At 48.0% G+C, this 25,917-nt stretch carries 23 protein-coding genes and 1 tRNA gene; 1 reads left to right on the plus strand and 23 read right to left on the minus strand.

The genetic code is table 11. From position 1 onward, the window contains the following. Positions 1-276: 276 nt before the first annotated feature. The 7 genes from rfbB to WMO44_RS09055 all read right to left on the minus strand — a co-directional run bounded on the left by rfbB (position 277) and on the right by WMO44_RS09055 (position 8,737). Positions 277-1,341 (minus strand): dTDP-glucose 4,6-dehydratase, encoded by a 1,065-nt coding sequence (gene rfbB, locus WMO44_RS09025; protein WP_113621438.1) that lies wholly within the window; start codon positions 1,339-1,341, stop codon positions 277-279. Between the two features lie 20 nt (positions 1,342-1,361). Beyond that, a complete protein-coding gene (locus WMO44_RS09030) occupies positions 1,362-1,814 on the minus strand; it encodes a hypothetical protein (protein WP_349152363.1) in 453 nt (150 codons plus the stop codon). Between the two features lie 44 nt (positions 1,815-1,858). Then, on the minus strand, positions 1,859-2,776 hold the full coding sequence (gene rfbD, locus WMO44_RS09035; RefSeq protein ID WP_005927376.1) for a dTDP-4-dehydrorhamnose reductase: 918 nt from the start codon (positions 2,774-2,776) through the stop codon (positions 1,859-1,861). Positions 2,777-2,798: 22 nt separating this feature from the next. Next, on the minus strand, positions 2,799-3,686 hold the full coding sequence (gene rfbA / locus WMO44_RS09040; protein WP_055187040.1) for a glucose-1-phosphate thymidylyltransferase RfbA: 888 nt from the start codon (positions 3,684-3,686) through the stop codon (positions 2,799-2,801). 634 nt (positions 3,687-4,320) lie between these two features. Beyond that, on the minus strand, positions 4,321-5,145 hold the full coding sequence (locus WMO44_RS09045) for a glycosyltransferase (RefSeq protein ID WP_349152364.1): 825 nt from the start codon (positions 5,143-5,145) through the stop codon (positions 4,321-4,323). A gap of 4 nt (positions 5,146-5,149) precedes the next feature. Beyond that, positions 5,150-7,564, minus strand: a complete 2,415-nt coding sequence (locus WMO44_RS09050) for a glycosyltransferase family 2 protein (protein ID WP_349152365.1) — start codon at positions 7,562-7,564, stop codon at positions 5,150-5,152. Positions 7,565-7,690: 126 nt separating this feature from the next. Continuing rightward, positions 7,691-8,737, minus strand: a complete 1,047-nt coding sequence (locus WMO44_RS09055) for a SpoIID/LytB domain-containing protein (protein ID WP_349152366.1) — start codon at positions 8,735-8,737, stop codon at positions 7,691-7,693. Between the two features lie 189 nt (positions 8,738-8,926). On the opposite strand from WMO44_RS09055, the gene WMO44_RS09060 reads away from it, so the two are divergent. Further along, positions 8,927-9,010 (plus strand) — tRNA-Leu (locus tag WMO44_RS09060). 191 nt (positions 9,011-9,201) lie between these two features. On the opposite strand, the gene WMO44_RS09065 is transcribed toward WMO44_RS09060, so the two are convergent. The 16 genes from WMO44_RS09065 to WMO44_RS09140 all read right to left on the minus strand — a co-directional run bounded on the left by WMO44_RS09065 (position 9,202) and on the right by WMO44_RS09140 (position 25,907). Continuing rightward, entirely contained in the window at positions 9,202-9,774 is a 573-nt protein-coding gene (locus WMO44_RS09065; RefSeq protein ID WP_349152367.1) for a hypothetical protein, read from the minus strand. A gap of 527 nt (positions 9,775-10,301) precedes the next feature. Continuing rightward, positions 10,302-11,009: an ImmA/IrrE family metallo-endopeptidase gene (locus WMO44_RS09070; protein ID WP_349152368.1), complete on the minus strand. Its 708-nt coding sequence runs from the start codon at positions 11,007-11,009 to the stop codon at positions 10,302-10,304. Continuing rightward, a complete protein-coding gene (locus WMO44_RS09075; protein WP_349152369.1) occupies positions 11,009-11,290 on the minus strand; it encodes a hypothetical protein in 282 nt (93 codons plus the stop codon). The genes WMO44_RS09070 and WMO44_RS09075 overlap by 1 nt, the downstream gene beginning before the upstream one ends. A gap of 186 nt (positions 11,291-11,476) precedes the next feature. Beyond that, positions 11,477-12,253: a hypothetical protein gene (locus tag WMO44_RS09080; RefSeq protein WP_349152370.1), complete on the minus strand. Its 777-nt coding sequence runs from the start codon at positions 12,251-12,253 to the stop codon at positions 11,477-11,479. Positions 12,254-12,349: 96 nt separating this feature from the next. After that, the gene (locus WMO44_RS09085; protein WP_349152371.1) at positions 12,350-12,805 is read right to left on the minus strand and encodes a hypothetical protein; all 456 of its coding nucleotides are present in this window, start codon (positions 12,803-12,805) and stop codon (positions 12,350-12,352) included. Between the two features lie 501 nt (positions 12,806-13,306). Beyond that, on the minus strand, positions 13,307-14,749 hold the full coding sequence (locus WMO44_RS09090; RefSeq protein WP_349152372.1) for an APC family permease: 1,443 nt from the start codon (positions 14,747-14,749) through the stop codon (positions 13,307-13,309). Then, the gene (locus WMO44_RS09095; protein ID WP_349152373.1) at positions 14,746-16,035 is read right to left on the minus strand and encodes an ATP-grasp domain-containing protein; all 1,290 of its coding nucleotides are present in this window, start codon (positions 16,033-16,035) and stop codon (positions 14,746-14,748) included. The genes WMO44_RS09090 and WMO44_RS09095 overlap by 4 nt, the downstream gene beginning before the upstream one ends. 16 nt (positions 16,036-16,051) lie before the next feature. Next, entirely contained in the window at positions 16,052-17,098 is a 1,047-nt protein-coding gene (locus WMO44_RS09100) for an acyltransferase family protein (protein WP_349152400.1), read from the minus strand. Between the two features lie 55 nt (positions 17,099-17,153). Further along, a complete protein-coding gene (locus tag WMO44_RS09105; RefSeq protein ID WP_349152374.1) occupies positions 17,154-18,269 on the minus strand; it encodes a DegT/DnrJ/EryC1/StrS family aminotransferase in 1,116 nt (371 codons plus the stop codon). Between the two features lie 6 nt (positions 18,270-18,275). After that, entirely contained in the window at positions 18,276-19,241 is a 966-nt protein-coding gene (locus WMO44_RS09110) for a hypothetical protein (protein ID WP_349152375.1), read from the minus strand. Between the two features lie 4 nt (positions 19,242-19,245). Then, entirely contained in the window at positions 19,246-20,445 is a 1,200-nt protein-coding gene (locus WMO44_RS09115; RefSeq protein ID WP_349152376.1) for an ATP-binding protein, read from the minus strand. Positions 20,446-20,456: 11 nt separating this feature from the next. Next, positions 20,457-21,944: a lipopolysaccharide biosynthesis protein gene (locus WMO44_RS09120; RefSeq protein ID WP_349152377.1), complete on the minus strand. Its 1,488-nt coding sequence runs from the start codon at positions 21,942-21,944 to the stop codon at positions 20,457-20,459. Beyond that, entirely contained in the window at positions 21,899-22,870 is a 972-nt protein-coding gene (locus tag WMO44_RS09125) for a glycosyltransferase family 2 protein (protein ID WP_349152378.1), read from the minus strand. The genes WMO44_RS09120 and WMO44_RS09125 overlap by 46 nt, the downstream gene beginning before the upstream one ends. Positions 22,871-22,995: 125 nt before the next feature. Further along, a complete protein-coding gene (locus tag WMO44_RS09130; protein WP_349152379.1) occupies positions 22,996-24,192 on the minus strand; it encodes an O-antigen ligase family protein in 1,197 nt (398 codons plus the stop codon). A gap of 127 nt (positions 24,193-24,319) precedes the next feature. Continuing rightward, positions 24,320-24,859, minus strand: coding sequence for an LbetaH domain-containing protein (locus WMO44_RS09135; RefSeq protein WP_349152380.1), 540 nt, complete (start codon positions 24,857-24,859; stop codon positions 24,320-24,322). Positions 24,860-24,899: 40 nt separating this feature from the next. Then, positions 24,900-25,907, minus strand: a complete 1,008-nt coding sequence (locus tag WMO44_RS09140; protein WP_349152381.1) for a glycosyltransferase family 2 protein — start codon at positions 25,905-25,907, stop codon at positions 24,900-24,902. Positions 25,908-25,917 lie beyond the last annotated feature (10 nt).

Below are 25,917 nucleotides of genomic sequence, written 5' to 3' on the forward strand. Positions count from 1 at the left end.
GCTGCGCGACAGCTCCCCCAAGGGGGAGCCTTTGGGCGCTGCCGGAAACTTTGCCGCTACCGCTGAAGCCTTCACCCGCCGGGGGAAGGTGGCGCGTAGCGCCGGATGAGGGGCAGCACCCATTAGCCTTGCTGCACCCTCTCAGTCAAGCCCTGTCGGGCTTGCCAGCTCTCCCTTTGGGAGAGCTGGCACCGCAGGTGACTGAGAGGGTTCGTGCCCCAAACAAAAACTCCCTCTGCACCGTGAGATGCAGGGGGAGTTCAACTTTACAGGCTGTTACTTATTCTTGTACATATCCTGATAGTAGTTCTGGTAGTCGCCGCTGGTGACGTGGTTCATCCACTCCTCGTGGTTCAGGTACCAGTCGATGGTCAGCACGATGCCCTTCTCGAAGGGGGTCTCGGGATACCAGCCCAGATCGTTCTTGATCTTGGTGGGGTCGATGCCGTAGCGGCGGTCGTGACCCAGACGGTCGGCGACGTGCTTGATCAGCTCCTCGCTGATGCCCTCGTCCTGCAGACGGTCGTGCAGCTGGTTGATGATGGTCTTGACGATGAAGATGTTGGGGCGCTCGTTGTGGCCGCCCACGTTGTACACCTCGCCGACCTTGCCGCCGTTTGCCACCATATCAATGGCCTTGCAGTGATCCTCCACATACAGCCAGTCGCGGATCTGCATACCGTCGCCGTAGACGGGCAGCTGCTTGTGGTGCTTGACGTTGTTGATCATCAGGGGGATCAGCTTCTCCGGGAACTGGTAGGGGCCGTAGTTGTTGGAGCAGCGGGTGATGTTCACCGGCATACCGTAGGTGTCGTGGAAGGCCATGACGAACATATCGGCGCTGGCCTTGGAGGAGGAGTAGGGGCTGTGGGGGCACAGGGGCGTGGTCTCCATAAAGAAGCCGTCCGCGCCCAGAGCGCCGTACACCTCATCGGTGGAGACCTGCAGGTACTTCTTGCCCTCTTTCCAAGTCTTGGCATCGGCGTCGTACCATGCCTCCTTGGCGCGCTGCAGCAGGTTGACAGTGCCCATCACGTTGCTCTGCACAAAGATCTCGGGGTTCTTGATGGAGCGGTCCACATGGCTCTCGGCGGCAAAGTTGATGACGTAGTCGAAATCGTACTTTGCAAACAGGCTCTCCACCAGCTCCTTGTCGCAGATATCGCCCTGCACGAACACATGGCGGGGGTCGCCCTCCACGTCCTTCAGGTTTTCCAGATTGCCCGCGTAGGTCAGCTTATCCAGATTGACCAGCAGGATCTCCGGGTATTTTTTGAGCATATAGTGCACAAAGTTGGAACCGATAAAACCGGCGCAGCCGGTGATCAGATAGGTTTTCATAGGTCAGTATCCCTCTTTATTTATTTGTTGTTGTCCCCGGACTGCGGGCGGGCTGCGGCGCGGGCGCGTTCCTCCTCGGCGCAGCAGTGCTTTGCCACAATGCTGTTCATGGTCTTGCCCATGGCGTTGGTGTATGCCTCCAGCCCTTGGTTCATGCTGTGAAGCTCCTCATAGGTGGCTTGGGTGTACCGTGCCAGACCCGCGCTCATGTTGCTGAGCTCCTTGTGGGTCTCTTTGGTGTACTCCACCAGCTCCGCGAAGGCGTACAGCGCCCATGCAAGAAACATTTGCAGCACCCAGAACACCACGGCGACCACCAGCCCCAGCACGATGGCTGAAAACCGGCTGAAGGGCTTCAGCATTTCATGGACCGCGCCGCACAGCATGGATGCAAGCACAAAGGCCAGCACACACTGCACCTTTGCAAGGATCTTTAATATCTTGACAGATCTGCCAAAAATCGCATCAAACATGATACATCCTCAGTTCTTCCGCAGGGGGTATTTTCAGTTTTTTCTCAGCCCTTCATGCCGTTTTCGCCGTCCCAGTGGGCGAAGAAGCAGGCCAGCGCGTCCTTCCAGTCGCGGACATCGTTGCCCACGGTGCAGCGCAGCATCCGGTTGTCCAGTGCGCTCCACTTGGGGCGGTCGGCGCTGTCCGGGTGCTTTGCCTTGTACTCCTCGCTGGTGCAGGGGGCAACGGTAGCGTCCACACCGGAAAGGCGGATGATCTCGGCAGCAAAATCGTACCACGAGCAAATGCCCTCGCCGGTGCAGTGATACAGGCCGTACTCGTGGGTCACGCACAGCTGCAAGATCTCGTGGGCGAGGTCGGCAGCGTTGGTGGGGTTGCCGCACTGGTCGTTGACCACCTCCAGCTTGCCGAACTTTTTGCCTGCGTTCACGATGGTCTTGACAAAGTTTTTGCCGTAGTAGCTGTACAGCCACGCGGTGCGCACGATGAAGTGGCGGTGGCAGAACCGCTCCACATACTTTTCGCCCATGAGCTTGGTAGAGCCGTAGGCGCTGATGGGCCCGGGCAGGGTGGCTTCATCCTGCGGGATGCCGCCGTTCTCCCGGCCGGAGAACACATAGTCGGTGGAAACGTGCACCAGCCGTGCGCCGGTTTTTTCGGCAGCCTGCGCCAGATTGCGGGGGCCAAGGGCGTTTGCCTTAAAGGCATCGTCGTGGTGCACCTCGCACCCGTCCACGTTGGTGTAGGCGGCGCAGTTGATGATGATATCCGGGCGGTTGCGCCGCACGAACTCATCCACCATCCTGTAATTGGAGATATCCAGCTCCGGCAGATCCACCGGGATCACCGTAGCGTTGAGCAGCTTTTCGGGGATGGGGCCCAGCTCGCTGCGGCCCTCCTGCAGCTGCTTGAGCAGCTCTGTGCCCAGCTGTCCTTTGCAGCCTGTGACAATGATTTTCATACCAATGTGCCTTTCCTTATGCTTAGTAGCGCAGCTTGCCGTCGGCCACATTCTTCAAATGCTGGCCGTAGGGGCTCTTGCCGTAGCGCTCGGCGCTTTCCAGCAAGGTGTCGCGGTCGATCCAGCCGTACTTGAAGGCGATCTCCTCCGGTGCGCTGATCTTGATGCCCTGACGCTTCTCGATCATGTGCACAAAGTCGGCAGCCTCCACAAGGCTTTCCATCGTGCCGGTGTCCAGCCATGCAAAGCCGCGGCCCAGCAGCTGCACATCCAGCTCGTCCTTCTTCAGGTACATATCGTTCAGGGTGGTGATCTCCAGCTCGCCGCGGGCAGAGGGCTTTACCTGCTTTGCCATCTGCACCACTTCCTTGTTGTAGAAGTACAGGCCGGTGATGGCGTAGTTGGACTTGGGATGCTGGGGCTTTTCCTCCACGCTGAGCACCTTGCCGTCCTTGTCGAACTCCACAATGCCAAAGCGCTCGGGGTCCTGCACATAGTAGCCGAACACGGTGCAGCGGCCCTTGTTCTCTGCGTTGGCCACGGCGCTCTTGAGCAGCTTGGAGAAGCCGTTGCCGTAGAAAATGTTATCGCCCAAGATCATGGCGCAGCAGTCGTCGCCAATGAACTCCTCGCCCAGAATAAAGGCCTGTGCCAGACCATCCGGGGAGGGCTGCACCTTATACTGCAGATGGATGCCGTACTGGCTGCCATCGCCCAGCAGCGCCTCAAAGCGGGGCGTATCGGTAGGGGTAGAGATGATCAGGATATCCTGAATGCCCGCCAGCATAAGGGTGGACAGCGGATAGTAGATCATGGGCTTGTCGTAGACCGGCAGCAGCTGTTTGCTGGTGACCATGGTCAAAGGATAGAGCCGTGTGCCGGCACCGCCGGCGAGAATAATGCCTTTCATACTTGTGCACTCCTTTTTTCTGATAAAAAGATGTGCAGCTTAATTCAAAGCGGAGCTGCGTCCGCTGTAAACAATTTTGGGTCTGCCGCGTCCGCATTTTTGCAAAAGACGATGGCAGTACACTTTATTTTACTATGAAAGCACGCAAAATGCAAGAGGTCGAAACGGCAGAAAGCGGTGTGCTACGCTCCGCAGGGAATGTTTCTGCTTGCCGCAAGCGGGCAGGGACGCTCCGCTGGGGGAAGGTGGCTGCGCGTAGCGCCGGATGAGGGGCAGCACCCGTTAGCCTTGTACGCCCTCTCAGGCGCTCCCGCGCCAGCTCTCCCGAAGGGAGAGCCAAGCCACAAGGTTTATCGCTAAAGTATTAGGTATAACGAGGAAGTTTCCGGCAGTGCTCTTGGCTCCCCCTTCGGGGGAGCTGGCAAACCCGTAGGGTTTGACTGAGAGGGTTCGCTTCCCCGTAGCGCCGCGCTTTCGCAGAAAGCGGCGCCGCACCTGCCACTCCCCTCCACGACCCCTCCCGTGAAAATGGGATAGCGGAGCGCCTGCGGGCGCTCCGCTATCCCGAAAATAAAAATCTAATTCCTCTGATTATGCGCAGAGCAACGCGGAGCGCATTCCAAATCGTCCCCGCTCACCACGCAAAGCCCCACTTGGAAAAGTAGCGCAGCAGGCTGCGCAGCTGCCACAAAAAAGGCTTCAGGCTGCGGTGCGCCGCGCGGTGCCATGCGTGGATGGCGGTGTACTGGGGCACCAGATACGCCTTGCCCCGGGTGCGCATCTTCTGGGTCAGGTCGGCGTCCTCCACATACATGAAGTACCCCTCGTCAAAGCCGCCCACGGCCTTGAAGGCAGCGGTATCCACCGCCGAAAAGCTGCCGGTGCAGAACTCGATCTCAGTGGGCTTTGTCAGGTCTTTGTCTGCCATCAGGTAGCGGTCGTTGCACTTTGCCCAGAAGCGCAGACAGGGCAGCTGACGGTAGGCCATGGCGCGCACATTGCACCGGCGCAGCGGCAGCTGCTGGGGTCTGCCGTCCGGGAAGGTCAGCCCCGGGCGGGTCATTACCACGCCGGGGTGCGCCGCCATCCAGTCCGCAAGGTCACTCAGGGTGTCCGCCGTCAGCTGGATATCCGGGTTCAGGATAAAATGCACACGGCTGTGCAGCAGCGAGAGCACTGTGTTGTGCCCGGTGCCGAAGCCGCCGTTTTCCAGCCGGCAGAGCACCTGCACCTTCTGCCCGGGGGCGGTGCGCAGGGTGCCGTCCTTGGCGGCGGCGGTCAGCTGCTGGCCGCTGCCGTCCGGGCTGGCGTTATCCACCAGATACAACGTGAGCGGGTAGCGGCGGGTGCAGTCCAGCACCGTCTGGGCGGCCTTAATGGCCTCCTCCGCGCCGTTATACACCACGATGCAGGCCGAAAGCTCCATCTGCGTTTCCCCTTTCAGTTCGGTTTGGGTCAAAGGCTTACTCCAGCGGCTTGATATCAAAGCTGAAGTCCTCCTTCATCAGGTCAAAGTTGGGGTTCATGCAGGGGTCGCCCGCAGCCAACTGCTTTGCCCACCGCTTCTGGAAGCGCTCCACCTCAGAGGCAAAACGCTTGCGCTTGGCAGGGCTCTCGTCCAGCCCGCGGCTCTTGCTCTCGTAATGGTACAGCTGGGCAAAGGGGGTGAACACGTTGGTGTACCCCGCCTCCCGCACGCGCACGCAGAAGTCTACATCGTTGAAGGCAACGGCAAAGCTCTCGTCCAGCCCGTTCACCTGCTCATATACGTCCTTGCGCACCATCAGGCAGGCGGCGGTCACGGCGTACACATCCTGCGCATAGACCAGCCGCCCCATATAGCCGGGGTGCCCCACAGGGAAGTTCTTGTGCATGTGCGCCGCCAGCGTCAAAAAGCCGAAGCCGATGCCCGCGTGCTGGATGGTGTTGTCCGGGTAGAGCAGCTTTGCGCCCACGCAGCCCACACGGTCCTGCTGGGCGTACATGACCATCTCCTCCATCCAGCGGGGAGAGATGACCTCGGTATCGTTGTTGAGCAGCAGCAGATACTCGCCGGTGGCAGCGCGTGCGCCGAAGTTATTCAGGGCGCTGTAATTGAAGCCGGTGCCCTGCCATGTGAGCACATGCAGGGTGTCCGGGTGCTCCTTTTGCAGCTGCTCATAGCAGCGGAAGGTGGCAGGCTCCTTGCTGTTGTTCTCGATGATGATGATCTCAAAATCCGGGTAGGTAGTCTTGCGGTAGATGGACTCCACGCACAGCCGCAGGTCGCCCGAATGGTCGCAGCTGGGGATCAGCACGCTGACCCGCCCGGGCTTTGTAATGGTGTAATCGGTCTTGTAGAAGCCCGGGGTGTTGGGCACCATGGTCACCGCGTCCACCGGCACGCCCATGCGGTCGTAGTGGGCGCGCAGGGCCTTCATGGCTGCTTCCAGACAATAGGTCTTGGCAGAGATGTTGCTGGCTACGCTGGCAGGACTGGAACGCCAGTAGTACAGCAGATGCGGGATGTGCACGATCTTCTCTGCCTGCTCGGTCAGGCGCAGGTAGAGGTCGTAATCCTGACTGCCGTTAAACTCTGCCCGCTCGCCGCCGCCCACCTTTGCCAGCAGCGCCGCGCTGAACACGCTCAAATGGCAGATATAGTTGTTGGAGCGCAGGTTATCCAGCATATAATCCGGCTTGAAGTGGTAGACCGTCAAATGGTCGATATCCCCCTCAAAGGTCACTTCGTCGGTGTACACAAAGTCCGCACCCTGCTTGGCAATGGCTTCTGCCACATACCACAGTGCGCAGGGGTGCAAAATATCGTCATGATCCAGCAGGGCGATATACTCGCCGGTGGCAAGGGCAAAGCCCTGATTGGTGTTGCCCGCAATGCCCTCGTTGCTGTCCAGTTTCTGGTAGCGGATGCGGCTGTCAGTGCTGGCGCGCTCCTGCACGAGGGCACCCACGTCCGCGTCCTGTCCGGCATCCACCATGCACAGCTCCCAGTTGCGGTAGGTCTGGTTCTGTACCGAGTCCAGCAGTTCCACCAGAAAATCGTGGGGGGTGTTGTACAGCGGCACCACGATGCTGATGCGCGGTGCAGCGGGCTGGTCTGCGGCCTGTTTTACCAGCAGCTCCACGTCCGCAAAGCGGTCGGCGGGCATGGCCTTGCCCGGGAACAGCTTTTTATACTCCTTTTTGGCCTTGGCCTGTGCCATTACGCCCGCAAAGCCCACCCGGCGCAGGGTGGCAAAAAAGACGAACAGCGGGAAGGTGCGCCACAGCTGGCGGCACTTGCTTACCAGATACCGCAGCGGCCAGCTGGCCTTCCAGAAGGTGGAGTTGACCACGCTGTTCAGGGTCTTTTCCAAGTTCTGCTCGTGGCTGCGGCTCAGGGAAAGGTCGCTGCGCAGCCGCTCCAGCTGGGCAGACTGCTCGGCAGCGGTGCGCTCAGCCAGCAGGGTGCGCTCCCGCAGAACGTCCAGCTGCTGCTCGTAGCCGTTTTCCAGCTCCGGCAGCTCCGGAGCGTCCATGCGGCAGAACAGCGCCGTCAGCTGCTCCTTGCCGTGATCCTTCCAAGCAAGCTCCCGGCAGAAGCCCTGTGCAGCAAGCTGCTTTGCGCAGTCTGCCATGCCGGCGTACTCTGCGCACACCAGCAGCACTTTTTCCGCCTGTACGGCGGGCAGGCTGACCCACTGGGGGTCTGCCACCACCAGCAGCTCCGGGGCGCTTTGCACCACCGCAGTATTCATTTTACAAAAAGCTTTTTCCAGCAGCCCGCTGTCCTCCAGCACCTGTACGCTGCGGGGAGCCAGCTCCCGCACGATGCGCTGTGCCAGTGCACGGCAGCGCTCGGCGGCCTCCTGATTTTGCTTTGCCTGATCCAACTCCATGCTGATACTCCAATCCGTGCGCTTTTCCACGCAGTTATGTTTCCCGTTCATTTTTCACAAACGGATATAGTATACCAAATCCTGCGGCGTTTGAGAAGGTTTTTCCAAAATTTCAGTCAAACACGTTCAGCGGAACAGCCCCGCCAGCCAGCCGAACAATCCGCCGCTGCGGGTAGTGCGGGTACGGATCTGCGCCCCGGTGTAGTAGTGCTGTAAGATCTGCTTGTAATTCATGCCCTCCTCGGCGGCGTATCCCACTGCGCCGCACTGGCTCATGCCTACGCCGTGGCCAAAGCCGTAGTAGGTCATGCAGGGGGTGCCGCTGGCATCGGTGCCAAAGTCAAAGCAGTAGCGGGAGGAAACGAACTGGTTGATGTACCGGTAGCTGCGCCCGTTGGACACCAGCGTGTTGTACTGTACAAAGCCGCCCAGATCCTTGTGGGTAGTGTCGGCGCTCTGGTAGGGCTCGCCGGTGCGGCTGTCGTTGTATTCTATATAGGTGTAGTCCTTGCCGATCACCCGGCGCAGCAGATTATGGTACTGCTCCTCGTAGGGACTTTCCACGCTTTGCAGGTAGGGCACATCCGTGCCCCACGCGTCCAGACTGGCGCAGGTGCCGTACACGCCGGTCTGGGTGTTGTAGCCTGCACTGGCCGACCATACCGCATCGCACACGCTGCCGTTGTACACCAGCACCTCATCCTTGACCGCCTGCACCGCCTTGCGGATGGCGTTGCGGGCAGAGGAAGGGATCTGATTGACCGGGGTGTAGATCAGTGCATTGGTGGACGAACCGTACTGTTTGTGGTATTCCAGATAAGAGTGGATGGCCACCGCCTGCGCCTTCCACGCCTGCTGCGCAGCGCTGGCGCTGACATAGCTGCCAATGGAGCCAAGCTCGGTATAGGTGATGCCCACCAGACAATCCACCAGATCCAGCGTGACATTGCGCTTGAGCCCCTGTCCCTTGATGTTCAGGTAGGGCATGGTGATCTTATCCTTGGAGCCAAACAGCCAGCTGAGACAGTTTTCGTCCTCTGCGGGGATCAGGGTAGTATCGGCCCCGCCGATGGTGGTGGCAGCCGAAGCCGCTGCCGCCGGGATGCAGACGCACAGCACCGCCGCCAGCAGAAACGCCGCCGCGCGGCGGGCAAAAGAATGCAGATGTTTCAAAGTCCGGTTCCCTCCTTGTGGGCATATTTTACGTTTTGATATGACCTTAGTGTAGCACAGCCCGCGCCGCCGGGCAAGAACCGGAGTTATGTATTTTGCACCGGACGGGACAATTTGAGAAAAGCTGCAAAACTTCCTCTTGATTTTACCCATAGAATCCGGTATAATAAAAGTCGTTCAAAAACATGCGCCGGTGTGTCGGAATGGCAGACGAGGGGGACTCAAAATCCCTTGTGCTAATAACACGTGTGGGTTCGACCCCCACCACCGGCATAAAAAAGAGAACTTCCTCAGCTTGTCTGGGGGAGTTTTGTTTTTATCTGCGGCGCGTGAGCGGGTCGAACAGCACGGCCCTGCTTTGCAGGGCGAGCGATCAGCCCTGCGGGCTGTCGCTCAGTGCGCGGGAGACCCCCACCACCGGCATAAAAAGAAGCTCCCTCAGCTTGTCTGGGGGAGTTTTCTTTTTATCTGCGGCGCGTGATGACGATCTCGTAGTTTGCATAGGTCGTGATTGCCACGCGGGACTTCATCATTTTCAACCAGTCCATGAGAAAATCGTTGAAAAGTACCGGGGAGTTATCAAGGCAGGGGTCAACCGTCTTGACGGGGTTCGCTTTCAGCCAGTTACTGTCAACGGCATACTGAAGGGCATCGGTCAGCTCCCTGTGCCAATCCAGAAGCTGCTGTACGGTCGCTTCCTCCTGCTGACGCTCATAGCGGAAGAACGTTTCCAGATCGCGCGGAGTGAGCGCTTTTAAAGACAGCCGCTTTCGTTCAAAGTAAGTATCGGTTACTGTGGTCACTTCCCGATACCGCTTCATCAACGGAGAGTTTTCATCCTCACTGCATTCAAACGTGTCGGTCGAAAGCTCCTGCATCCGCTCCAGATGGGCGCGTTCGGCGTTGAACTGCTGACGGTCATAGTCGTACATCTTCTGGATGGCATCTTCCGTCATTCCCGCAGCCGCGTACTCAATGCGCAGCTTTTCCCAGTGTGCTTCAAACTTCTTCAACTCATAGCCCTTATTAAAAGACATCGTAAACCTCAAAATTTTCGATAAGTCGTGAAAAGTCGAAAATTTGGAAGGCTACGGATATTTCGCCGCTTGGGGCATCCACGAAAAACAGACAAACATAAAGCCTGCTCCTTTTTACGGGAGCAGGCTACCTGAAGGCTAAAAAAATAGCCGGACAACCAACTAACAGAGCGGTTCTAAAAGCAGAATCACTCTATCAGCTGTTGCCCGGCTATTTGGTGCGCGTTTCATACATTGCCTTGCGGCAATGGCCCGTTGCTCGGAGCGAACAGTCCATATTCAGGGTGCAATGCACCCGTATTTGTTAAAATGACTGGAAAATCACCGGCGTCTGAACGCCAGATCAAGCCTCAGGGTCTCCTTGCACTTACTGCATTTTACTTGCAGTGTACCGGAACACCCATCAATTTTTTTGTATAGCTTATTACCACAAACAGGACAAAACCTCCAGCCGATGCTGAATTGCGCCTGCTGTATATTGTTTAGTGGTTTATTTTTAAAAGGACGATTATTTGATTGAATCATATTTATTCTCCAAAACGGATGATGTCCAATGGATGGCAGTGGTTGGGTTTGCCGTTTATGACCTGCATCTGCTGTAGTCTGATCCTGATAGCAGACCACGATACTCCCATCCGTGCAGCCATCTCCAGAATTTTTTCATAGTTCGGGTCAGATGCGGATTTGTACAGGATTCCATTCGGCAAACGCAGCGCTGCCCGTTCTATTTCGGCGTTGACCAGAAATGTTGGCATCAGCAGCTCTGCTGCAAGGGTGTTCGCCTGCCATTCTTCCCATGAAGGTTGTCCGTTTCGTTCCCGATAGGCAATGTGCCCACGGCACTTGACTGCTTTTCCGTAATCGTTCGGAAACAAGTCGGCTAAGATCTGGTGTGCCGCTTCATGCGCTATCGTGAAATTCCGGCATCCGGTGCAGCTGTCTGCCGCAAGGGCGGAATCGATTACGATATCCCGCGGCATGAACACCTCTACAAGCTTTGTCCCATCTCCCAAGATCACAGTAAACCTGCATTTCTGGAAAACGGTCAACCCGAGGATGCTGCCATCGCTGCACAGCGGCAGCATTTTCACATTCAGCCCAAGAACAGCGCTTGCAAGCCGTTCAGGGTCAATGGGTTCCGGGGCATCTTTGCTGATTCCGAAGCGGGTATAGTACTGGTCGATATACTTACCCGCTATGCGCGAAAGGTCTGCGCGGGATAAGTACCTTGCCATTACGAAACACGGCTTTCCGGCACGGAGCAGTAGGCTTCCACGAACCACTTGCCCTGTTCAAGCCAGAGATTCCGCTTCTGCTCGCAGATCATGCAGGTGAAGCACTGCCCCTTCCCGCCAAGGCGCGATGTGCCACGCCTGACAGCCAAAACACGGTCGATTCCATAGATATGGCTTTTGTCGTAGTTGATGGCAAGAAGGCGGATCTTGCCATCAGGTGTAAAGCGAACGTCCACTTCAACGTATCTCTTTTCACGGTGGAACTTGTTGTCATCACGCATCGAGGGGCCTCCTTCTCATTTTTAGGTTGTTTTTGCGGTAGTTTAATTTGGGCTTTTACACCAAATTGGTGTTTGCAGCTTGATCATACTGCGATTGGTTTTAGTTGTCAGCTACAAATTTACGAAAATATTTTCGAAATCCAGTTGATTTTACTCAAGCTGCACACCACAACGCAGTCACAACCGTTAGTGTTCCTTCCCTCCCATCTTCTCTTTAACCTTGTCTGGCACGTCGATCAGGCCAAAGCGGTAGAACAGCCCATAGATATACGACACACCCCGGATATCTCCCAGAGCCTTGGGTCTGTCCACTACCTCTCCGATTTTACCGATATTGTGATACGCCAGTCTCACGGAACTCCACGCAAGGCTCTTGCTGTCCTCTCTGCGGTCGATCCACAGTTCTTTGGTGAACTCATCTCCCCTGCCCTTCTTCAGCGTATATGTAAAGGGCAAGCCGGACATCGTCTTGAACTTGTATCCCCGAAAAGCCACCACACACTTCCAGAGGTTCTCTTCGCAGGGATCCTTCCTCAGCGCAACCACAGCTCGGTAGTGTCGCTGTCTCTCTGCACCGGTGCTGATATTGGAAGTGTCAGCCTCCTCCGGGAAGTACACGCCTTTCTCATACGGCAGATAAGAGGTCACAGAAGGACGGGACAGCTGCAAAGCCGACATAGTGGAGGTGACAGCAGCAGAATAACTCTGCATACTTCTGAAAGAATCGAACGTCTGCTGGACGAGCTTTGCCGTGTCTGACTCGTAGACCCCGGCTGTGATGAGCAGCTTCCGAACCTTGATGGGGTTGAGAGACAAAGCGTCTGCGATGGCTTGCAGGCTCATTTGGTCCGTATAAAGGTCAGCAGCTGCTTCCATCTGTTGTGCTAGATTCTTGGCTGCACTGTACTCTGGCTTTGATGGCTTCCGCCCTCCACCGGGCTTACGCGCGCGTGTATTATCCACTAATTTTCACCTCGTTTTTATTTCCATCACAAACTATATATCGTGCTCAAGAGTATGCCGTGTGAACTTCTGGAATTCACGCGGCTTCACATTCTCTTAGAAAACAGATCCACTAACCGAATTTTGAATATTTATCAATCCAATCTGAGGCTGTATATTGAGCTCTTTTACAAACGATATTTCACCTTTCTTTGTTAGTTCATCGTTTCCTTTTGTCGTCAAAATATATCCCGATATTCCTGCATCCGGTTCCACTTTTTTTATATATCCAGCACCCTCAAGCTCTTCAATATATGCGCTATACTTTTCTTTGGATATACCCAATATATGCTCATCAATAAACTGTTCTCTCCGAATCGTTCGCAAGAGCGCCTTATAATAATCTAAACTGCCATCAAAACGTTTGCGTGGAATATACGGCTTTTTTATATCCGGCAGTAGTAGCGTCTCCCCATCTACACACATACCAGTAATATATCTTTTATAAACATAAGACAAAACAGTATTTTTGCTGCAACTCCACTTTTGAGCCGCTTCATCAATAGTAATCATCTGAAGCCCTCTTTTTTCAGTTTGTACTTTCTCTGCATCCTAGCCACAGCATCTATGCTGTGTTGTCTGCCGCTCACCGCGTAGAGGTGTGCAAAGTTTCGAGCGGCAAAGCCGTGAGAGAAATTTCCCACGGTTCAAATATAGCCCTTTAAAACCAAGTTTTCAAGGGCACTGGTGAAATATACATCAGCCTGTATTACTGTATTACTGTATCACTGCTATGTTCAAACAGCGTAGTCCTTGTTCTTGATTCCCCCATGACCTGAGAGGTGTACTTTTGGTGGGTATCGTGGTCAAGGGGCTTCCACCATAACGCAGACAAGAATATGCTTTAGCCGGATAATTATCCGTTGCCTGTTGCTCGCCACGAAGAGGTAGCATATTTGAGTAACACAGCCATGTGACTGAAATCACATGACTTTCAGCTTAGGATTAATAAAGCTACGCTATTCCAACTTGATTCATTATTTGCCGTTATTTTTTAACTCCTCTGATATACCATTATTTCTTTTCCATCAGAATGCTATTGTCTATATCAGAGAATATTTTAGTAGCATATCTTTTTTTGCAATACAAGTAAAAAATCAGACCCAAACCACTCCAGATAATCATTATTATGACTTCTGGAAAAGAAAGCGTACAACTTGTTCCGGGTACTATATAAAGGCCAGCCATTAGCCCTGACAAAAACACAGCAAGGCCACCAACAATTTTATAATGTTTTACTTCATATGGTCTCTCCAGTACCCTGTATTTTTTTCGCATCATTAAAAAAGAAACCGAGACAATACAGTATGCTACACAACACGAAAAATTGCCTGCATCCACGAACCATGTTAGAACCGCTTTACCAAAAAATGCCGATATAATAGAAATCAATCCAATAAATGAAATCGAATAAATCGGCACACCAGTCTTTTTACTTGTCACTCCAAAAAAGGAGGGGAGCATATTTGACGCAGACAATGAACACAACGCACGACTCCCACCTATCAGGAATGAATTCCAGCTTGTGAGAATTCCGCACATCCCTCCAATAATAACGATCTTTGCCATGTTTACGCTATTGAACGCTTTTGCCATGGCATCCGCTGTCACCAATCCCGTATGCTCCATGGAATATAGGATTTCCGTCTTGCTCAAAATGAATCCGACACTAAAAACAACAAATACATAGAAAGCCACTGCAAGTACGATTGACATCATCATCAACTTTCCTATTTTTTTCATCGGAATCTTTATTTCTTCTGCAATCTGCGGAATAACATCAAATCCAAACAAAAAGAATGGCGTCAAGATAGAAATTTTCGCGATACCTTCAATAGCTTCACTTTCGGCCGTACCCAGAAAAAGCTGATTGTCCAGATTTTGTACATTTCCTGAAAAAACAGCACCTGCGATTAAAAGAACGCCAACACCTGCTATTGCCAGTGTCATTATTTTTTGAAATCTAGCGGCAGTCTTTGTGCCAACAAGATTCATAACCGTAACCGCTAGAGCCATAATGACTGATACTAATGTCCAGCTGATGTAAATGTCCGCTCCCAAAATCGTATACATTCTTCCTATGGAGAAATTCGGAAAAATATACTGAAGAACGGTAGGAAATGAAACCACCTCAAAACACACAACGGAAATATAGCTCAAAATGATAGCCCATGTGCACACAAATGACGCCTTTTCTCCAAGAGCTAGGTAGCTAAACACCTTTATTCCACCACTTTGAGGAATTGATGTTGTCAGTTCAGCATAACAAAGCCCCACAAAATATATCATGAAACCACCAATGAGAAAGCCGATTGCAGTTCCGATTATTCCTCCGGTTACGATCCACTGTCCAGAAAGGACAACCCATCCCCAGCCTATCATTGCACCAAATGCAAAGACTAGAACATCGCCGGTGTTAAGTAGTTGCCTTTCGTTCTCTTTGATTTGTTTGCTCATTCTTCTCCCAATTTATTCGCTTCTTTTGCAATCGCTTTCAGCCGTTCAAATCCGTCAAATCGGATAACAATGTCTGCTCCAGTATCATTTTTTACTGTAACGGACGCATTGATTTTCTTGATCACATCTATCATTTCATCTTCAGTTGCAACATCAAACGTAATTACCAAAAGATACTGATGTTTTTTTACTACGTCCCCAACATTTAGCATTCCGTCAATGTTTAAGTTGATGCCTTCTAACTTCTTAATTTCGTCTAATCCAGTAATTTCGGAAATCTTTCCTCCATCCTTGCTCCAAAGAATATAGGTACACCCACATCTCTCTGGCAGCTTTCTTTCCGGATCAGGCAGATCAGAATAACTGTGTTTAACTCCTGTAGCGATGTCAACCAGCCACGCATATGTATTAAACCCACAGACATTCTTATGGTTCAAGGCCATCATATCACCAGACATCCGGTATCCTGTTTCCAGTACATAAAAATGCCCATCATCGTCTAACATCATTTCGATCCATGCCAAACCTTCTTTGCATCCCGCTTTATTGAAGGCAGTTGTAATATACGGATCGATTTCCTTTAAATACAAATCCAGTTTATTGGTTTCTGTTGTTGTGACCGAATAACAGTTGCTTGGATATCCCGCCTGTTCAAACATAATTCCGAAGTTTACCAAAGAAGCTTTTCCATCTGCCAGCGCATACCAAGCCGTGTACTCATGTCCTTTCAGCATTCTTTCGACTATCACCGTGTCACTTGCCGAATAAGACCTTGCATACTCACACGCTGCAAGCACTTCTTCCTTCGAATTACAGTAGCTCATACCTCTATTTGCGCTTTGGTCAATCGCCTTGACTACAACTGGATACTGAATCTCGCTCAATTCCTTTTCGGACGGAGTTTTGCTGAGATAATAGTCCTTCGCTACCGGCACACCACAGCTTATACAAAGGTCTTTAAACTGCCGCTTATCAATTGTATAATGCCATGATTCAGGCGTGCAGTAGCAAGGAAGATTCAACCGTTTGCACAATTCCATGCAGACAGAAATATTAAAGGTGCTTATGCCATTCATAATGGCAACAACCCCTTCTTCTCTACATTTTTCTTCCAGAATATCAATGTCTGCCGTACTGATCATCCAATACTCATCTGCCAAAAGCTTCAGAGGTGCTTTTTCCACACTAAGATTATCTGTCACGATCGTGTAAATTCCACGTCTTTTTGCCTCTAGTAGAAGTTCTTTCGTACCACGTCCGGTCGTACCAAGCATTAACAGTTTCATATAAAACATACTCCTTTTATACCCTGCGTGTTAACTTCGAATATTCTTTTAGTTTTGTTCGAAACACCTCAATAGCAGTGCATAACCCAAACACCACTAACGTAACAGCGATTGCATGAACTACAATCACACCATCATTGTAGGCATCAACGTTATTGCAAATGTCCCGCCACAACCACCGCCGCATAGTATCGCTATTAGCATGGATACAAAGCACTCCAAACGTTGCCGCCGCAATAGTATTGATCCTCCTGCTATATCCGATTTTTAAGTTCTTGAAGAATAGGAATCCGCTAATTCCAGTCGTCAGTGCCAGTATTTTATTGGAATCTGACACAAAGAAATAACAAAGACCAACGTGTTTCCCTATCATCCTGCTAAAAGCAGCTAGAACGATAATACTCATCCAAGAAAGCAACAAGGACACTCCTGCCAGAAACCCGGTAATTTTTGTGCTATTGAAACACTCTTTTGGATACAGCCGAATATACGATGCAATCACATAGAGGATGCTGAACCATGTAACATAATTAAATACCACATGTGCCTTTGCAAAGGATGGCAATACCACATAAACACCAATACACCAGGTCATTAGCCAGAAATGTTCTTTTTCTGTAAGGGAGTGAATCAGTTTATTCAGGAATGGAATCAACAAATAGAATAAAAGAAAACATGCTGTGAAATTATCTGCTACCGTAAAAAAAGGAAACAGCATTTCCAAAAAGTCACCGATTGAAAAAGATTGATAACCAGAAAAAAAGAATAGGCACCATATTACTACCTTATAAAAATAAAGTTCACCAAGTAGCTTGCAGAATTTTTCTTTTGTAATATTTGAAGTGCACATGAAGTATCCCGTAATCAATACAAAACAATTGATTCCGGTTTTGCCGCCCCAGCCAAACAGCAGCAGAAAGTAATCCTGAAAATGTAGGCTGGCCTGTGTATCAATACAGTCAATCAATCCGGAATTCACAACATAGTGATGCGCCACAATCATCAACATCGAGAGGATTCGGAAAAGTTCAATGTTAGAACTTCTTACCCCCCCTGAATTTATCGGTCTTTACCGCAACTGCGTCCATTTCTAAACCTCTCCACAAAAGTCTTTCTTGTCAGTCTTTCTGCCCTAGAATAACGTCACAGGTGCGATCCACATCATCCAGAGATAGATCTGCGTACAAAGGCAGTGTTAGCACACGCAATGCCAGATGCTGCGCAACAGGCGTTTTTTCAGTGCCGGCTGTCGGATAATTCCGATAGCACTCAAAACTATTGGTCAGCGGATAGAAGTATTTTCTGGCCGTAATACCCTGCTCCTGCAACATTTCATAGATTTCATTGCGGGTGTATTTATACCCATCAAACACGACCGGGAAATATGCATAGTTGCTTTCTACATTTTCCTGAATTGCACTAAGCTTGATACCTTCTACGCCGGAAAGGCGCTCACGGTAACGCTCTACGACCTTCTTGCGTTTGGCAATTTCCTCGTCCAAATGCCGCAGATTGCAGATGCCCATAGCTGCCTGAAATTCGTTCATCTTGGCATTACCGCCTACAAAGCAAACCGACTCAGGACCATGGATACCAAAATTCTTCTGGTCGTTCAACAGCTGAACCCAGCTATCATCCTTAAAGCAAACTGCACCGCCCTCAATGGTGTTGAACACCTTAGTAGCATGGAAGCTGAACATAGATGCATCGCCAAAGCAGGCGGTTGATGCACCCTTATACTTCACAGCAAAGGCATGAGCAGCATCATAGATCACCTTCAAGCCGTATTTCTTTGCAATTCGATCGATTTCCTCAACATCGCAAATATTGCCGTATACATGTACTGGAACGATGGCTACCGTGCGATCAGTGATGAGGTCTTCAATCTTCGTCACATCCATGGTATAGTCTCTATCGTTCACATCACAGAACACCGGGACAAGACCATTGCGAACAATCGCATGAGTGGTAGATGCAAAGGTAAATGGTGTGGTGATCACCTCGCCACCTTCCGGCAGATTCAGGGCAGCAATGGCATTTTCCAGGGCTAGATGGCCGTTGGTATAAAGAGCCACATGTGGTACGCCCAAATATTCCTCCAGCTCTGCCTGCAACTGCTTATGTTTTACGCCCATATTGGTCAGCCAGTGGCTTTCCCAAATAGGACGAATTTCTTCTATGTACTCATCCAGGCTTGGCATAGACGAACGTGTCACTAAGATATTATCAGACATATATTTTCACTCCTCTTTTATATTCATGGTCATCTTAACCATTTCGGCAATTTTTATCATATCTTCTTTTCCATATCGTTGGTCAATTGGAATTGGAAGAATATCCGCTGCATAATGGTATTCCAGACTATCAGCCGGGCATTCCTTCAGCACATTTGGCCATAAAGTCGGTATGTAGATTCTTTCTTTTTGCAAAGTCTTTCGGATTTCAGTGCCATTCTGAACCAAAAGCGGGTACATAAATGCACCATAAACACTTTTCAAATTCAACTCATTTATATCCCGAAACTCCTCGTCCAAGAACTCGAAATTCTCCTGCCGTCTTTTTGCTACGGCATCATAGTCGATTCCATGCAGAAGATTTTCTGTCAGGCGGGACATTCGCTTTACCGGTTCTGTAGCAAACAGCTTATTGTTCAATACGTATTCACTATAAAATTCATTTGCGCTGCGTTCATATCGTCCCAGCAAAAAGTGCATTCGTTCGAAAGACTCATCTTGCGGAAGCTCACGATCCAGCTTTGCATCCGTATACAGAAACGCCCCATCCGCAACACCAAAGTATTTCCGGCAAGTATAAAGCGTGTCCAGTCCATCTACGGGCATTTGGAAATAACTTTGTGCATTGTCAACTATGACACGATCATACCGCTGCTTCCAAGTTTTCAAATACTCGTTACTAAGCTGACCATAGAAGTTCACAATATAGAGCCATTCGTTTGCACCAATTTCCTTCGTAAAAACCGGTTCAAGCGCCTCGTTAATATGATAAAATTCATATTCGATATTTATTTTTTTGCAGAGATTTGGCACAGAATCGCAAAGAAAATACGGCAGATATAACTTCCGAATCATCTTCGCTTCGCAAAGATATTCCAGCGCTCCTCTTCCGCAATTCAGGGCAATAGCTTTTTCGTGGAGCATTGCACCTGCATAAGTGTCAAGCTCTATATACCCGCCAATTTCTTTCATAGCTTCACTCCGTCATTAATTGAACATCAATGTGCTTTTCTATATGGGATAAAATATTTTCAGCGGTTGCAATATCAGGAAATTTCATAAAGATAATTCCAAGACATTTTGCTGCATTGTCAAATCGTTCCACGTGATCTCCGGGCTTTTTGTAGAGATGTACTTCTTGAAGATATTTTTTTAATTCACCACTAAATACAATCTGTTTATATATTCCATCAGTTGTACTGTGTAAATTATGCGTTGCATAACAACCCTCAGGTTTATGTGTTGTAGTCAAAACAGGTTGCCCCATTGCAGCTTGGACTGCCATTTCAACTAAATCTGCGCCAAAAATTTTCCCCAATAAGTCTGGTATCATATTTCCACCAGCTCTCGGTCCAACGTCGATAGGCCATACTCGATTGTTCTTATCAATGACCAATTCAACATTGACCGAGCCAAATCGAATTTCTAACTTGTCCATCATACTTTGCAGCGTTTGTTGAACAAGTTGTACATCGGCTTCCTCCAGAATTAACGGATAACTTTTTCCGACAGGAACCAATGGATTCACCCGGGTATCTCTATGGCAATTAAGAAGCCCCCATATAACCACTTTTCCATTTAAAACAAAAATATCGCCACCGATAAGATACGGATGTTTTTTCTCAATGTATTCTTCAACGATCACTCGGTGGGCACGAGAAAATGAAAAAGCAAATTCTAATGCATCGTTTACGTTATCCCAGCTATGCAGTACGGTAGCTCCTTTTGAGCCGGAAGAATCCACCGGCTTGACGATAACCGGCAACCGAAACCTAGAAGTATCCGCCATCGCATCTTCAATAGTTTGATATCCCATAGATACTGGCGCATTAAATCCATTGTCTTGCAAAAACGCACGAAAACGATCTTTATTACAAAGAATATCTACTGCGGAATAAGGGTTTGTTGGCAGTTTTAATTTTTCGCCCACGTAAGCTGCTGTGGGTGCAGCGGGGTCAGAAGCGTAGGCCAGAACGCCATCAACTTTTTCTTTCTGTGCCACCTCAAGGACGGCATCCTTGTCCGTAGTACTTACAAGATAGAACTTATCTGCAACATACTGCCCGGGGTTATCCGTCAGGAAATCGCACAAAACAGTGTAGTAGCCGAGCTTTTTTGCAGTTTCAATAGCTACAACTTGCTGCGCAGAACCACCTAACAAAAGTATTTTTTTCATTTTTGTCGCCTTTACTTTCTTGCAATTTTTTTCAAGACGGGGCGAATCATGCCCATCAGATATTCATAAGATTCCAAATGCAATGCAGCCGATGCCCCAATGTAAATTGCCGCCCCCATCGGAATTTGAATCAGCAGAGTCACAGTATTTGACAGGTGAAGCAGGCCAACGAGATTCACACAGCATCCCATAAAGATTGCCAAAGCAATGCCCGGTAGGATATCCTTCAACTGATCCAAATAACGATAATTCAAAAGCTTACGATTAGGCCAAGAGTTGATAATTTGGCTTGTGACACTGCTGACAAGCAAGCTATACGCCATTGCCATTACGCCAAACCACATCGTAGAAAGTAGCAACGCAATACCGACAATTTTCTTGGCAATTTCGAGTTTCAAAAACAGATCACTACGTCCCATCGCCTTTATTGCATTCAGGTTTGCTGTGTGAATCGGATAGAACATATAAGTAATGCAGAAAATGCGCAAAAACGGAACACAGGGTAACCACTTATCGGTTAGAACCAAGCGAACAATCGGTTCTGCGCAGAACGCTAAGCCCATCATCAGTGGTGCCATGATATAGGTGCTGGTTTTAATAGCGCGTCGCGTCATCGATTTGACATGATTTCTATCATCTTGCACACTTGCCATTGTTGGCAAAAGAACGCTATCAATGGATGTGTTGATATTGTTTACGATTACACTTGGGAACTTATCGCCTTGGTTGTAGTACGCCAAATCCGCAGAAGAATACATTTTACCTATAATCAAGCTGCGAATATTGCCATAGACTGTATCCAAAAGTGCTGACGCCAACATCTTCCATCCAAAGGAAAGCAATGCTTTTAATCTCTCCCACGAGAACATTTTCTTTGGCCGCCATTTAACGGTCAGCCACAGAATCAAGGTATCAATGGTCGTATTGGACAACTGTTGTGCTACGATAGCCCATACTCCAAACCCCGCATAGGCCAAGCCAATGCCCAGAAATGCAGAAAAGATTGTTCCACCCAGCGTTGCATAGAAGAAACGCTTAAACAGCATGTTCCGCGACACATAGGATTGCTGGATTCCCTTAACACCAGAGATTACAATGGTCAAACTGATAACCCGGATAATTGGGGTCAGGGATGAATCATTGTAGAAGATAGCAATTACCGGTGCCGCCATAAACATAATGGCGTACAGAACCAGACAAACCACAAAATTGAAGTAGAACACTGACGAGAAATCTAGTTCATCTGCATCTTTTTTCTGAATTAGCGCCGTGCCCAAACCACTATCTACAAACACCTGCATGATCGTTGTGAAAACAGTGATAAGGGCGATCTGGCCGTAATCCTCCGGCGCGAGGATACGGGCAAGGACAATGGAAACTATAAATGTTACAAGTTGAGCACCACATCGTTCTGCGAAACGCCAGAGGAAATTTTTTAGGACTGATTGTGTTTTCATTGTTTTTCCTTCATACATTTTCGATACAGTTTTAGCAGCCAAGGAAAATGTTCTTTAATATATATTTTTAGTTTCCAAGACATAGGCTGTTCATTATACAGATTGCGTAATTCACCTGTATGCAATTCTTTATAGTCATCAGCGTTCTGGTAGTACATAAAATCCAACTGCAACTTTGCCTTATGTATAACACTGGCATAGCGGTTTTCTGTTTCTTCGTTGACCATATCCAGCATACGTTTGATTATATATCTTTGTGCATCGGCGTATTCTTTATTCTCTATGCGCCTTGTCCATGAGCCTGCAACAAGGAAGCGATATATCGCCATATTGTCCGGTAGATAGAGCATTCCTCCGCGAAGCGCCCCATGAATTTGTAATGAGTAGTCTAAAGGACAATATTTGAGAAATTCTGGTTGATTTTCTAACAGTTCACGCCGGTAGAAGAGAGAATTCGTTGCAACAAATCCGCCACCACCAGCAATAACTTCTTCTGTGCTAAACACAGTCTCTTTATCACTGGGAGCAATATTGCAAAGAAACTGACTATTTGACGCCTGGACCTTTGATACTGTATGAGCACAAATATCCAATTCCGGATGAGCCTCCATTGCATCAAACTGCCTTTGCAGTTTTCCAGAATCAGTCCAATAGTCGTCACCCTCGCAAAGAGCCACATATCTACCTTTCAAACGCGGCAGATGGAAAGTACTTGTTATATTCACTCCCTTTGAGTACTGATTTTCCTTCTGATAAATCGGCTTTATCAATTCAGGGTACTTTCTCTCATATTCACGAATGATATCCGCCGTATTATCTGTTGAGGCATCATCATGAATCAGTACTTCATAATTAAAGTTAGTTTTTTGGGACACAAAGCCCTCCAAAGCATCTTTTATGTATGGTCCATGATTATATGTGTTACAAATTACACTAACTGCCACTTCTTTATGTTTCGTTTCACACATAAACTTGTATTTTTCCTTTCCGGCGACTAACAGCATCCGCCTCATAATTCGCATATTCAGTTTCTCTCGGACCAATCGCTATCATCAATTGATAGGTCGTGTTGAATAAAACAAACACCTTTTCCTCACAATTCATTCTTCTCAACTGTATTGAATTCGCCAACTTGTTTCAATTCAAAAAAAGCTACAACTATTGGCAACGATGCTGTCAGCATTATATACAATGCAAATCCATTATAATAAGCAAGAATAAAAATAAATAATTGCAACAGGATAATGTTCATTTTGCTTTTGCATATCTTGCTCAATCTAAGCTGACAAATCACAAATGATATCAATCCGACCATTCCATACCCAACAAGAAGATTTACATAATCATTATGCGCCTGAATTCTTACTCTTAAAACACTATAGATAACTTCTACCACACCAGAAATACCCACACCAAATATTTTTTCAAGTAATGTGGTCTTTGTTGCATAATAAGACAGCGCAATCTGCCGATACCATTCTCTTCCGTTTGTAATTGAGCCGCCGACTTCTGTTGCATATAGTGTTTTTTCAATAAGTGGATTATTTGTCAATATATCGGTGTTTGTAGCAAGGAAAACCAAGACTATAAATCCCACTCCTAAAATAATAGCCTTTTTGCTAATCTTTCTTATCGAAAGGAAGTCACATACAATCAGTACTGCAGTAGCTAAAACCGCTGATCTAACCGCCGTACACACAATACAACCAACACATATCAATTTGATAGCTACAACCAATTTTTTCTTGTTTTCCAAATCGAACAAAGAAACGCCACAATACACAACCATCAATATGTAAGCAAGCATATGCGGAATATTGAATGGACCATATAACACAGGAACTTTTGATCCAAATTCAAATTTTAGCCCTTGAAGGACACCGACTGAAAACACTGTTGTCAGGAAGAAAATTAAAACATATACAGAAAATCTTCTTTTCCCTGAAAGAAAATATTCGATAAACTCTTCCCTCAGTTCATCCTCCACACATACTAACAGCATAATAAAGGTTAACAGATACCCATAAAAGAATGAACTAATAATCTCCGATGCTCCACATATAAAGCCAATATATACAATATAGGTAACAGACAATAAATTAAATAAGAAGAACTTTAATTTTTTCCCATTTCGCATATAATGAGCATTAAGGACTACATACGCAAATACCATAAGGAGAATTGCTGCCTTATTTGCTGCGCTTTCTTTAATACAGTATAACACTGTAAAAACTGCTGGCATTGCCATACATAACTCATATGTAGTTTTTCTTATATTTATCTTAAACATTCCAGCACCTTCTCTTTTTCATTTATTTTGCTGAATCCACTCCCATGTCTATGGCTTTATATTCTACACTTTATGGATTATATACAAAGGCATATCGTTCCAAATTACGCTTCAACAGCATTCTACCTTATACTTCCTTGGCAGGAACGCCAACCAATGTTGCTCCTCGCTTATAGCAGGAATTTATAACAACAGCATTTGCACCAATTTTGATATCATCCGCTATATAAATCGGCCCAATTATTTTGGCTCCAACACCAATATCTACATTATTCCCTATTTCAGGCGCACCCTCATCTGTATCTCCCTTGTTCCCGATACAGTTTTCTCCGTGCATTTGACAGTTTTTCCCGATTTTTGCATGACCATTAACTATAACCGATCCATAGTGCCATATTTTCAGTCCTGAATCAATTGTGTTATGCCATATTGTAATTCCAAGATGCGCTCCCAGTGTATTTTTTCTACGCTGCCAAAAATAATATCTTAATTTTCTATTACAGTTAAAAGAATATTCTGTCATGCGTAATGCCTTAACATATTCCCAGATCAAATAATCATGATCCTTTAGCAACCACAGCTTTATGTTCCCAACAATACTATTGGAAATGTATTTCTCTTTTTCTTTCTTGAGGCAAATATTTAAATTCGTTTTACTATTTATCATTGAATTATTTTTCTCCAATTTCTTGCATTTTTTAGAGCTTTTACTTCTCTAACATTTTACGCATCGCTCTTTTCCTTGCTAATCCATTTTCTATAAGCGTAACTTCATCAAATACTGTTTTTCCACATCTTAAAGCCATTGCATATATTTTCATTTTTTTAGACATCAATTTCCAATTGCATTTAGATACAATTTTTTTTGCTTCGATGTATAACTTCTTAGAGTAGTCCTTGCGATACGTTAAATCCTGCATAAGCGATTTGTATATGTAAATACACTCTTCAAATTCACGGTTTGCAAGAAGTTCTGTATACTCTGGGTAAATCTGAGCGATATCATATTTCATCTGTCTCACAAATTGCAATGCATCTAATCTTTGTGGTCTGAAGCTTCCCTTTGATATTGCCTGCAACCGATATATATAATGATAGATTGGTTTTTCACAGAAAGCTATCTTACTCGCTTTTAAAATCAAACGATATGTTACCGGAATATCTTCATATATCTTTCCTTTTGGATAACGGATACCTGAAAAGAATTTTGTCGGATATAGTTTTCCCCATGCAGAATTAGAAAACAGTTTCAACCTGCATAACTCGCCGATTGCTTCTTTCTGATCTAAAATTCTTACCTTTCCACTGTTAAGATAACTATTTATTGTTAATCCATTTTCAGTCTCATAAAAATAATCACCAATAGAAATATCTGCCTGGCTTTCAACAAGAGACGAATACAGTGTTTCAATATAATCATGCTCTATATAGTCATCTGAATCGATAAAAGTAACGTACGTTCCGCTACAAATATTCAGTCCTGCATTCCTTGCATCTGAAAGCCCCCCATTTTCTTTGTGAACCACTAAAATTCTTGAATCGTGATTTGAGTATGTGTCACACATCGCACCACACATATCCGGTGATCCATCATCGACCAATATTATTTCAAGATTTCTGTAGGACTGTTCGCATATTGATTTTACACATCTATCGAGATATTTTTCTACATTATATATTGGAACTATTACTGAAATCAGCTCTTGATTTAACACACTATTCTCT

The organism is Faecalibacterium tardum (genome assembly GCF_040096515.1).
Lineage (GTDB): Bacteria > Bacillota > Clostridia > Oscillospirales > Ruminococcaceae > Faecalibacterium > Faecalibacterium tardum.